The organism is Kitasatospora sp. NPDC008050 (assembly GCF_042957465.1).
Classification (GTDB): Bacteria; Actinomycetota; Actinomycetes; order Streptomycetales; family Streptomycetaceae; genus Kitasatospora.
The window spans coordinates 1-1,091 of the sequence record NZ_JBIBIJ010000077.1 but is presented as its reverse complement, the minus strand read 5'-3'; the positions used below and the strand labels follow the sequence as shown (position 1 = coordinate 1,091).

Genomic DNA, 1,091 nt, shown 5'->3' with positions numbered 1-1,091 from the left:
AGCCGCTGGACCGGTCCGGCACCGCACTCATCACCGGCGCCACCGGCATGCTCGGCTCCCTCATCGCCCGCCACCTCGTCCACCACCACGGCATCCGCCACCTCATCCTCACCAGCCGACGCGGACCCAACGCCCCCGGCGCCACCCAACTCACCACCGAACTCACCAACGCCGGCGCACACATCACCCTCACCGCCTGCGACACCACCAACCCCCAAGAAATCCAACACCTCCTCACCCACATCCACCCCGACCACCCCCTCACCACCGTCATCCACACCGCCGGCACCCTCGACGACGCCCTCACCACCAACCTCACCCCCCACCAACTCCACACCGTCCTCCAACCCAAAATCGACGCCGCCACCAACCTCCACCACCACACCAAAAACCACCCCCTCACCCACTTCATCCTCTTCTCCTCCGCCGCCGGCCTCCTCGGCGCCGCCGGCCAAGCCAACTACGCCGCCGCCAACACCTACCTCGACGCCCTCGCCCACCACCGCCACCACCACGGCCTCCCCGCCACCAGCCTCGCCTGGGGCGCCTGGACCGACACCAACGGCATGACCGCCCAACTCACCGACATCGACCTCAACCGCATGACCCGCGCCGGCGTCCAACCCCTCACCGAACACCAAGGACTCACCCTCTTCGACACCACCCTCACCCTCCACACCCCCAACCTCGCCCCCCTCCAACTCAACCCCCACACCCTCCAAACCCAAGCCAACAACCACACCCTCCCCCACCTCCTCCACAACCTCACCCGCACCCCACTCCCCCGAGCCACCACCAACCACACCACCACCAACCACACCCTCACCCAACAACTCCACCCCCTCACCCCCACCGACCAACACCGCACCCTCCTCGAACTCATCCGCACCCACACCGCCACCGTCCTCGGCCACACCAACCCCCACACCATCGACCCCAAACGAACCTTCCGCGAACACGGCTTCGACTCCCTCGCCGCCATCGAACTCCGCAACACCCTCAACACCGCCACCGGACTCCAACTCACCGCCACCCTCATCTTCGACCACCCCACACCCGAAGACCTCGCCACCCACCTCCTCACCGAACTG

At 67.4% G+C, this 1,091-nt stretch carries 1 protein-coding gene; it reads left to right on the top strand.

All coding sequences use genetic code 11. The features are described 5' to 3' along the window. Positions 1-1,091, top strand: a 1,091-nt coding sequence (locus ACFZB9_RS36940; RefSeq protein WP_391454554.1) for a beta-ketoacyl reductase, incomplete at both ends; no start/stop codon positions are given.